6 protein-coding genes are annotated in these 9307 nt (G+C 65.9%); 4 read left to right on the plus strand and 2 right to left on the minus strand.

Annotated elements, in window-relative coordinates; genetic code table 11:
• Nucleotides 1–97 precede the first annotated feature (97 nt).
• Complete coding sequence (gene hslU / locus ABGA94_RS00395) at nucleotides 98–1471, plus strand: ATP-dependent protease ATPase subunit HslU (protein ID WP_138952425.1); 1374 nt, start codon at nucleotides 98–100, stop codon at nucleotides 1469–1471.
• 96 nt (nucleotides 1472–1567) lie between these two features.
• Here hslU and ABGA94_RS00400 read toward each other — a convergent pair whose 3' ends face one another.
• Both ABGA94_RS00400 and smeT read right to left on the minus strand, forming a co-directional pair.
• Nucleotides 1568–2560 (minus strand): Gfo/Idh/MocA family protein, encoded by a 993-nt coding sequence (locus ABGA94_RS00400; RefSeq protein ID WP_262232732.1) that lies wholly within the window; start codon nucleotides 2558–2560, stop codon nucleotides 1568–1570.
• A 45-nt stretch (nucleotides 2561–2605) separates the two neighbouring features.
• Entirely contained in the window at nucleotides 2606–3265 is a 660-nt protein-coding gene (smeT, locus tag ABGA94_RS00405; protein WP_095378278.1) for an efflux transporter SmeDEF transcriptional repressor SmeT, read from the minus strand.
• 207 nt (nucleotides 3266–3472) lie between these two features.
• On the opposite strand from smeT, the gene smeD reads away from it, so the two are divergent.
• Genes smeD through smeF form a run of 3 tightly spaced genes read left to right on the plus strand, consistent with a single transcriptional unit; the run spans nucleotide 3473 to nucleotide 9250 of the window.
• Entirely contained in the window at nucleotides 3473–4657 is a 1185-nt protein-coding gene (gene smeD / locus ABGA94_RS00410; RefSeq protein ID WP_111128243.1) for a multidrug efflux RND transporter periplasmic adaptor subunit SmeD, read from the plus strand.
• A gap of 12 nt (nucleotides 4658–4669) precedes the next feature.
• Complete coding sequence (gene smeE, locus ABGA94_RS00415) at nucleotides 4670–7792, plus strand: multidrug efflux RND transporter permease subunit SmeE (RefSeq protein ID WP_095378279.1); 3123 nt, start codon at nucleotides 4670–4672, stop codon at nucleotides 7790–7792.
• Nucleotides 7793–7849: 57 nt separating this feature from the next.
• Nucleotides 7850–9250 carry a multidrug efflux RND transporter outer membrane subunit SmeF gene (smeF, locus tag ABGA94_RS00420; protein ID WP_119706120.1) on the plus strand — a complete coding sequence of 467 codons (1401 nt, stop codon included), beginning with the start codon at nucleotides 7850–7852 and terminating at the stop codon, nucleotides 9248–9250.
• The last annotated feature ends 57 nt before the right edge of the window (nucleotides 9251–9307 follow it).

The raw sequence follows: 9307 nt of genomic DNA on the forward strand, positions 1-9307 counted from the left end.
GTGCCGGCTGCTGTCCGGCAACCTCATGTCCCCCGCACGCGTGCCTGGTTGCCGGCCAGCGGCCGGCACTACCGACAATGAATCCGTGAGCACATCCATGCCGAAGATCGAAGTTTCCTCCGCCACCATGACCCCGCGCGAGATCGTGCAGGAACTGGACAGGCACATCGTGGGCCAGCACGACGCCAAGCGCGCGGTGGCCATCGCCCTGCGCAACCGCTGGCGTCGCATGCAGCTGCCGGCGGAGCTGCGCAATGAAGTGATGCCGAAGAACATCCTGATGATCGGCCCGACCGGTGTCGGCAAGACCGAGATCGCGCGCCGCCTGGCCACGCTGGCCAACGCACCGTTCGTGAAGGTCGAAGCCACCCGCTTCACCGAAGTGGGCTACGTCGGCAAGGACGTCGAGCAGATCATCCGTGACCTGGCCGACACCGCGGTCAAGCTCTATCGCGAACAGGCCAAGGTGCGCGTGCGTACCCAGGCCGAAGAACGCGCCGAAGACCGCATCCTCGATGCGCTGCTGCCGCGTCGTAGCGGCGGCATCGGTTTCGATCCTGAAGTCGCCCGCAACGAACCGTCGGCGCAGGACAACGAGACCCGCATCAAGTTCCGCAAGATGCTGCGCAACGGTGAGCTGGACGAGCGTGAGATCGAGCTCGACCTGGCGGCCAATGTCAGCATGGACATCATGACCCCGCCGGGCATGGAGGAAATGGGCCAGCAGCTGAAGTCGATGTTCGCCAACCTCGGCGGCGGCGCGAAGGCGCACAAGCGCACGCTGACCATCAAGGCCGCGCGCCCGCTGCTGATCGAGGAAGAAGCGGGCAAGCTGGTCAATGAGGATGACATCCGTACCGCCGCAATCGAGGCGTGCGAGCAGCACGGCATCGTCTTCATCGATGAGATCGACAAGGTCGCCAAGCGTGGTGACAACGTGGGCGGTGGCGACGTCTCCCGCGAAGGCGTGCAGCGCGACCTGCTGCCGCTGGTGGAAGGCTCCAATGTGTCCACCAAGTACGGCACGATCAAGACGGACCACATCCTGTTCATCGCGTCGGGCGCGTTCCACCTGGCCAAGCCCAGCGACCTGATTCCGGAGCTGCAGGGCCGTTTCCCGATCCGCGTGGAACTGGGTGCGCTGAGCAAGAATGACTTCGTGCGCATCCTGACCGAGCCGAAGGCCGCGCTGACCAAGCAGTACGAAGCGCTGCTGGCCACTGAAGGTGTCAAGGTCAGCTTCACCGCCGATGCCATCGACCGCCTGGCCGAGATCGCCTTCCAGGTGAACGAGCGCCAGGAGAACATCGGTGCCCGACGCCTGCATACAGTGCTGGAACGCCTGCTGGATTCGCTCAGCTACGAGGCACCGGACCGCGATGGCGAAACCCTGGCCATCGACAGCGCCTACGTCGATGCACACCTGGGTGAGCTGGTGCAGGACCCGGACCTGAGCCGCTACATCCTGTAACGCCCGATCCGGTCGGATCCCTCGCCACGGCGAGGGCCCTGACGCCATCCGCTGCAACAGAAAAGGCCGCCGAAAGGCGGCTTTTTGCGTTGGCGGTCAGCGCGATTGCCGCGTGCGGTAGGCCTGCAGCACCTGGTCGATCACCGCACTGGTGCGGGCGGCGCTGATGCCGTCCGAGGGCGAGTGCCCGTTGCCGCGCAGTTCATCCACGAGAGAGGCGATCAACGGTTGCTGGATCGACGACGGGTTGGGAATGTCGAAGGCCTGCACACCGGCTCCGGTCTCCAGCACCACCGGAACATCCTCGAAGGTCGCAAAGCGCAGCTGGCCGCGGTCGCCGGTGATCTCGACCTCATCCTGGCGGCGGAACGCGCAGAAGCTCCATTGCGCGATGCCGTGCGCGCCCGCTCCAGTGCGGAAGCACATCGAAACGCTGTCCTCGGCGGCATAAGCGCCGGCCAATGAACTGGCCAGGCCGCGCACATCGCTCAGCGGCCCCAGTAGATGATCGAGCAGGTCCAGGGTGTGCGAGCCCAGATCGACGAACAGCCCGCCGCCGGAGATTGCGGGATTGGTCCGCCAGAAGTCCGGCGATGCGGCGTTCACCGAATGCGGCCGATGCAGGGTGGCGCGAACGCTGCGCGGTGTACCGATCGCGCCGCTGTCCAGCAGCTGCTTCACCTGCGCGAATCGGGGCAGGGCGCGGCGGTAGTAGGCGACGAACACGGGCACGCCACGGCGTGCACTGGCTTCCAGGATGCGCTCGCATTCGGCGAGGTCCAGGGCCATGGGTTTCTCGATATAGACCGGCTTGCCCGCCGCAATCGCCTGCAATGCGTACTGCATGTGCGTGGAGGGCGGTGTTGCAACGTACACCGCGTTCACGTCCGGATCGCCGATCAGCGCGTCGGCATCCGTGTACCAGCGTGGCACCGCGTGGCGCCGCGCATAGTCTTCGGCCAATGCGGCATTGCGGCGCATGACCGCCGCCACCCGTGAGCCGGGTGTGCTGGCCAGGGCGGGGCCGCTCTTCTTCTCGGTGACGCTGCCGCAGCCGATGAAGCCCCACACCACGTTGTCCAGGATCATGGGTCTGTCCTCACAGTGGGGCTGCGGTGGCGGCAGTGAACCCGCTCATGCCTCGGGCAGCGGCTCGGGCACGGTGCCGGGAACGAACACGCCGTCCTTTACGTAGGCGGCCAGGGTCATGTCCAGTGCGAGCATGCCATCGCGCTTGAGGTCCATCAGTTCCGGTTCGACCATCGCACCGTGCAGTACGCCCAGCACGGTGGCGTGCAGCATGCGTGCGGCGATCTTCGGGTCTGCACCCTCGCGCAGCTGGCCCAGGTCCTTTGCCCGGCGCAGGGCACGTTCCATCCGGTCCAGTCCATCGCGGAAACCGGCCTGCTGCAGTTCGGTCAGCACCTTGGTGTCGGCCGAGGCATCGCTGCGCAGCATGATCTCCATGGTCTTGCGCAGTCGCTCGTCCTCGGACAGTTCGATGAACGAGTGGATCATCACCGCGCGCAGGTCGTGCACCGGCGTGTCGCGCTGGTCGGTCGAGGTGCGCTCCAGCTCCTGCATGAAAGGCAGATGCACGCGTTCGACGATCGCGGCCAGCACCTCGCTCTTGTTCTTGAAGTGCCAGTAGACCGCACCGCGGGTATAGCCGGCGCGGGCACCGATCATCTCCAGCGTGGTACGGGCCACGCCGTGTTCATGGAAGCAGGCTTCGGCGGCGTCAAGGATGCCTTCCCGGGTTGCCTGGGTGTCCTCTTTGGTCTTGCGGGCCATGGATGGGTACGAGTGCGGGTGAAACGTGGCTGAATTGTACCGGTTTACAAACAAACAATCATGTATGTATATTTCGCTCCCATCATTCCCGTCGTGTGCGTGGCAGGCCGGTCCGGTTACCACTCCCCGCTGGTGAGCGTTGCCTGCTGGCGCTTTCGGCCTGTATCAGCGCGATTTGAGATTCCTTCCCCTAAGAGCCTTTCCGTCATGTTGCTGAGCCGAATCCGACCCTTTGCACTGTCGCTGGCGATCGCCGCGACCGTGGCTGCCTGCGGCGGCCAACCCCAGGCCCCCGAGCAGGGCCCGGGTGATGTCACTGTGGTCACGCTGAAGTCCGAGACCGTGGGCCTGACCCGCGAACTGCCGGGCCGTACCAACGCCTACCTGGTCGCCGAAGTGCGCCCGCAGGTCAATGGCATCGTTGCCAAGCGCCTGTTCACCGAAGGTGGCATGGTCAAGGCCGGCGAGCCGCTGTACCAGATCGAAGACGCCAGCTACCGCGCCCAGGCCAACAGTGCCCGCGCCCAGCTGGCCCGCGCCGAGGCCACCGCCAACGCCGCCCGGCTGAGCGCCAAGCGCATCACCGAGCTGGCCAAGGTCGATGCGGTCAGCCAGCAGGACCTGGAAAATGCCGTGGCCGCGCAGAAGCAGGCCGAGGCGGATGTCGGCGCCGCGAAGGCATCGTTGGATGCGGCCAACGTCACCCTGGGATACGCCCGCATCACCGCGCCGATCAGCGGCCGCATCGGCAAGTCCAGCGTCACCCAGGGTGCGCTGGTCAGCGCCGGCCAGGCCAATGCACTGGCTACCGTGCAGCAGCTGGACCCGATCTATGTCGACCTGACCCAGTCTTCGGCCGAGCTGCTGCAGCTGCGCCGCGAACTGGCCGCCGGCCGCCTGCAGGACAACCAGACCCTGCCGGTCAGCATCCTGATGGAAGACGGCAGCACCTTCGAGCACAAGGGTACGCTGGAGTTCTCCGAAGTCAGCGTCGATCCGACCACCGGCAGCTTCGGCCTGCGCGTGAAGGTGGACAACCCGGACGGCCTGCTGATGCCGGGCATGTACGTGCGTGCGGTGATCGGCGGCGGCGTGCGCAGTGATGCAGTGCTGGTGCCGATGCAGGGCATCGCCCGCGATCCGAAGGGCGACACCACGGCGATGGTGGTCGGCAAGGACAACAAGGTCGAAGTGCGCCCGGTCAAGGTCAGTCGCACGGTCGGCGACAAGTGGCTGGTCGAGGACGGCCTGAAGGCCGGTGACAAGGTCATCATCGAAGGCCTGCAGAAGATCGGCCCCGGCATGCCAGTCAAGGCCACCGAAAAGGGCGACGCACCGGCCAAGCCGGCGGCCGATGCCCAGCCTGCCGCCCCGGCCGGCGACGCGAAGTAAGCGGAGAACCCCATGGCACGCTTTTTCATCGATCGACCCATCTTCGCGTGGGTGATCGCCATCATCATCATGCTCGCCGGCGGCCTGGCCCTGTTCAAGCTGCCGGTCTCGATGTACCCCAACGTCGCACCGCCGGCGGTGGAAATCAGCGCCACTTACCCGGGTGCATCGGCCAAGGTGGTCGAAGACTCGGTGACGCAGATCATCGAGCAGAACATGAAGGGCCTTGATGGCCTGATCTACTTCTCCTCCAACAGCTCGTCCAACGGCCAGGCCACCATCACCCTGACCTTCGAGAGCGGCACCAACCCGGACATCGCCCAGGTGCAGGTGCAGAACAAGCTGCAGCTGGCCATGCCGCTGCTGCCGCAGGAAGTGCAGCGGCAGGGCATCAACGTGGCCAAGTCCAGCTCGGGCTTCCTGAACGTCATCGCGTTCGTGTCCGAGAACGGCAGCATGGACGCCAACGACATCGCCGACTACGTCGGTTCCAATGTCGTCGACCGCCTCAGCCGCGTGCCGGGCGTGGGCAACATCCAGGTATTCGGTGGCAAGTACGCCATGCGCATCTGGCTGGACCCGAACAAGCTGCATACCTATGGCCTGTCCGTCGCGGAAGTGACTGCGGCGATCAAGGCGCAGAATGCCCAGGTGGCGATCGGCCAGCTCGGCGGTGCGCCGTCGGTGAAGGGCCAGCAGCTCAACGCCACCATCAACGCGCAGTCGCGCCTGCAGACCCCGGAACAGTTCCGCAACATCATCGTGCGCGGCGCGCAGGACGGTGCCGAGCTGCGCCTGGGGGATGTCGCCCGCGTCGAACTGGGTGCCGAGTCCTACGACTTCGTCACCCGCTACAACGGCCAGCCGGCCAGCGGCCTGGCGGTCACCCTGGCCACCGGCGCCAATGCGCTGGATACCGCTGCCGGCGTGGATGCTGCGCTGGACGACATGAAGAGCTTCTTCCCGGCCGGGCTGAAGGCCGAGATCCCGTACGACACCACGCCGTTCGTGCGCGTGTCGATCAAGGGCGTGGTGCAGACCCTGCTCGAAGCGATCGTGCTGGTGTTCGTGGTGATGTACCTGTTCCTGCAGAACTTCCGTGCCACCCTGATCCCGACCATCGCCGTGCCGGTGGTGCTGCTGGGTACCTTCGGCGTGCTGGCGATGCTGGGCTTCTCGGTGAACATGCTGACCATGTTCGCGATGGTGCTGGCGATCGGCCTGCTGGTGGACGATGCCATCGTGGTGGTGGAGAACGTCGAGCGCATCATGTCCGAGGAAGGACTGTCGCCGCTTGAAGCGACCCGCAAGTCGATGGGCCAGATCACCGGTGCGCTGGTGGGTATCGGCCTGGTGCTGTCGGCGGTGTTCGTGCCGATGGCCTTCATGAGCGGATCCACCGGCGTGATCTACCGGCAGTTCTCGGCCACGATTGTCTCTGCAATGGCGTTGTCGGTACTGGTGGCGATCGTGCTGACCCCGGCACTGTGCGCGACCATGCTCAAGCCGTTGAAGAAGGGCGAGCATCATGTTGCCCACCGCGGCCTGGCCGGTCGCTTCTTCAACGGTTTCAACCGCGGCTTCGACCGCACCAGCGAAAGTTACCAGCGTGGTGTGCGCGGCATCATCCATCGTCCGTGGCGCTTCATGGGCATCGTGGCGGCACTGTTCGTGCTGATGGGCGTGCTGTTCGTGCGCCTGCCCAGCTCGTTCCTGCCCAACGAAGACCAAGGCGTGCTGATGGCGCTGGTGCAGGCCCCGGTCGGCGCCACCCAGGAGCGCACGCTGGAATCGATCGCGGCATTGGAGAATCACTTCCTGCAGAACGAGAAGGATGCGGTGGATTCGGTGTTCTCCGTGCAGGGCTTCAGCTTCGCCGGCATGGGCCAGAACGCCGGCATGGCGTTCGTCAAGCTGAAGGACTGGAGCGAGCGTGACGCCAACAATGGCGTGATGCCGATCACCGGTCGTGCGATGGCAGCCCTGGGCCAGATCAAGGATGCTTTCATCTTCGCCTTCCCGCCGCCGGCCATTCCGGAACTGGGTACCGCCTCGGGCTACACCTTCTTCCTCAAGGACAACAGTGGCCAGGGCCACGAGGCACTGGTGGCCGCGCGCAACCAGCTGCTCGGCCTGGCAGCCGGCAGCAAGAAGCTGGCCAACGTGCGCCCGAACGGCCAGGAAGACACGCCGCAGTTCCGCATCGACATCGACGCGGCCAAGGCGACCTCGCTGGGGCTGTCGATCGACCAGATCAACGGCACGCTGGCCGCTGCCTGGGGCAGCTCGTACATCGACGATTTCGTCGATCGTGGCCGCGTCAAGCGCGTGTTCGTGCAGGCCGACCAGCCGTTCCGCATGGTCCCGGAGGACTTCGACCTCTGGTCCGTGAAGAACGACAAGGGCGAGATGGTGCCGTTCAGCGCGTTCGCCACCAAGCACTGGGATTACGGTTCGCCGCGCCTGGAGCGCTACAACGGTGTGTCGGCGATGGAAATCCAGGGCGAACCGGCCCCGGGTATTGCCTCTGGCGATGCCATGGCCGAGATCGAGCAACTGGCCAAGCAGCTGCCTGCGGGCTTCGGCATCGAGTGGACGGCGATGTCCTACCAGGAACGTCAGGCGGGCTCGCAGACGCCGTTGCTGTACACGCTGTCGCTGATGATCGTGTTCCTGTGCCTGGCCGCGATGTACGAAAGCTGGAGCGTGCCGACGGCGGTGCTGCTGGCGGCCCCGCTGGGTATCCTCGGCGCAGTGCTGGCCAATACCTTCAAGGGCCTGGAGCGCGACATCTATTTCCAGGTGGCGATGCTGACCACGGTAGGCCTGACCAGCAAGAACGCGATCCTGATCGTCGAGTTCGCCAAGGAAAACCTGGAGAAGGGCGCGGGCCTGATCGAGGCGATCATGCATGCGGTGCGCGACCGCCTGCGCCCGATCGTGATGACCTCGCTGGCCTTCGGCATGGGCGTGGTACCGCTGGCGATCTCCACCGGTGCCGGCTCCGGCGCCAAGCAGGCGATCGGCACCGGCGTGCTCGGCGGCATGATCGTCGGCACCGTGCTCGGCGTGTTCTTCGTACCGCTGTTCTTCGTAGTGGTGCAGCGCGTGTTCAAGCGCAAATCCACGACGTGATCGAAACGGTAGTGCCGGCCGCCGGCCGGCACTGCCTCCTGCCATCCGGCAGTACCGATGGAAGTCATTCCCATGAAAAGTGCATCCCTGTTCCTTTCCATTGCCGCCGCGCTCGCGCTGGCCGGCTGCTCCACTCTGGTGCCGAAGAACACCGCCGTCGCTCCGGCAATTCCGGCGCAGTGGCCGGCCGAGGCTGTACAGGGCCAGGTGGCCGATGTCGCCGCCGTCGGCTGGCGCGACTTCTTCACCGATGCGCGCCTGCAGCAGGTGATCGAGCAGTCGCTGCAGAACAACCGCGACCTGCGCGTGGCCGTGCTCAACGTTGAACGCGCGCGCGGCCAGTACCGCGTACAGCGCGCCGACCGCGTGCCCGGCGTGGCCGTCACCGGCCAGATGCAGCGCCAAGGCACCGACGCTGGCGTCACCGAGCAGTTCACCGCCGGTGTCGGCGTGGCCGAGTTCGAGCTGGACCTGTTCGGCCGCGTGCGCAACCTGAGCGAAGCGGCACTGCAGCAGTACTTTGCCGTAGCTGCCAATCGTCGCAACGCGCAGCTGAGCCTGGTGGCCGAGACAGCGACGGCGTGGCTGACCTACGGTGCCGATGCCCAGCGGCTGAAGATTGCCGAGGCCACGCTGAGGACCTACGAGGATTCGCTGCGCCTGGCCGAGGCCCGCCACGAGCGCGGTGGCAGCTCGGCACTGGAACTGACCCAGACCCGCACGCTGGTGGAAACCGCGCGTACCGACGCCGCGCGCCTGCGCGGCCAGCTGGCCCAGGACCGCAACGCGCTGGCCCTGCTGGCCGGTGGCCAGCTGGACCCGGCACTGCTGCCGGACAGCATCGAACCGCAGTTGCTGGCACTGGCGCCTCCGCCGGCCGGCCTGCCCAGCGATGTGCTGCTGCAGCGCCCGGACATCATGGCCGCCGAACACCAGCTGCTGGCCGCCAATGCCAACATCGGCGCGGCACGTGCTGCGTTCTTCCCGAGCATCTCGCTGACCGGCAGCATTGGCAGTGGCTCCAGCGAATTGTCCAGCCTGTTCGACAGCGGCACTCGCGTATGGAGTTTCCTGCCGAAGATCACCCTGCCGATCTTCCAGGGCGGCAAGCTGCGCGCCAACCTGGCCGTCGCCAACGCTGATCGTGATGTCGCACTGGCGCAGTACGAGAAGTCGATCCAGGTGGGCTTCCGCGAAACCGCCGATGCGCTGGCGTTGAATGTCAGCCTGGATGAACAGGTGAGTTCACAGCAGCGCCTGGTGGAAGCGGCCGAACAGGCCAACCGCCTGTCGCAGGCACGCTACGACGCCGGCCTGGACAGCTTCGTGACCCTGCTGGACGCACGACGTACTGCCTACAACGCGCAGCAGACCCAGTTGCAGGCGCAGTTGGCCCAGCAGGCCAACCGCATCACCCTGTACAAGGTGCTGGGTGGTGGCTGGCACGAGCGCGGCTGAGAGAAAGCCGGCCAGCGGCCGGCTCTACCTGGACGATCGTTGGTAGTGCCGGCCGCT

Origin of the sequence: Stenotrophomonas sp. 3diitr2024 (assembly GCF_042136455.1) — a bacterium.
Lineage (GTDB): Bacteria > Pseudomonadota > Gammaproteobacteria > Xanthomonadales > Xanthomonadaceae > Stenotrophomonas > Stenotrophomonas sepilia.

Excerpts from the sequence above, each read along its gene's own strand:
- hslU (WP_138952425.1), top strand. The coding sequence starts at position 98 with ATGCCGAAGATCGAAGTTTCCTCCGCCACCATGACCCCGCGCGAGATC.
- smeD (WP_111128243.1), top strand. The coding sequence starts at position 3,473 with ATGTTGCTGAGCCGAATCCGACCCTTTGCACTGTCGCTGGCGATCGCC.
- smeF (WP_119706120.1), top strand. The coding sequence starts at position 7,850 with ATGGAAGTCATTCCCATGAAAAGTGCATCCCTGTTCCTTTCCATTGCC.
- smeT (WP_095378278.1), bottom strand. The coding sequence starts at position 3,265 with ATGGCCCGCAAGACCAAAGAGGACACCCAGGCAACCCGGGAAGGCATC.
- smeE (WP_095378279.1), top strand. The coding sequence starts at position 4,670 with ATGGCACGCTTTTTCATCGATCGACCCATCTTCGCGTGGGTGATCGCC.
- ABGA94_RS00400 (WP_262232732.1), bottom strand. The coding sequence starts at position 2,560 with ATGATCCTGGACAACGTGGTGTGGGGCTTCATCGGCTGCGGCAGCGTC.